General features: G+C 61.9%; 1 pseudogene. It reads left to right on the top strand.

Going from position 1 to position 507, the window contains the following annotated elements:
- Nucleotides 1-507 (top strand): annotated as a pseudogene (locus tag D1614_RS25360) (hypothetical protein); the annotation flags it as partial.

Below are 507 nucleotides of genomic sequence, written 5' to 3'. Positions count from 1 at the left end.
CAGTGGCTGGATATTGCATCTCCCGGCAACCAGCTCATGACCAATCCTGTGGTGCTGCAGCGGACCGCCGAACAGCATGGCGCCAATCTCGTGCGTGGAGCCCTCCACGCATTGGCGGACTTCGAGCGCTATCTGAGCAACGCACCGCCACCGGGAGCGAATGACTTCGTGCCGGGTCGCGATGTTGCCGTCACCCCTGGCAAGGTTGTCCTGCGCAACCGGCTGATCGAGTTGATTCAGTATGCGCCCGCCACGCCCGCGGTCTACGCGCAGCCCATCCTGATCGTGCCGGCCTGGATCATGAAGTACTACATCCTCGATTTATCGCCGGCCAATTCGTTGATCCGCTACCTGGTCGAGCACGGTCACACGGTGTTCTGCATATCGTGGAAGAACCCAGGAGAAGCCGACCGCGACCTCGCGATGAATGACTACCTGGAACTCGGCATCATGGCCGCCCTCGATGTCGTGAATGCCACCGTGCCCGGGCAGCGCGTTCACGCGACC

The sequence above is a fragment of the Maribellus luteus genome (assembly GCF_003576475.1).
GTDB lineage: Bacteria > Bacteroidota > Bacteroidia > Bacteroidales > Prolixibacteraceae > Draconibacterium > Draconibacterium luteum.
The sequence above is the reverse complement of the archived record's forward strand: the minus strand, read 5'-3'. Positions and strand labels throughout refer to the sequence as shown.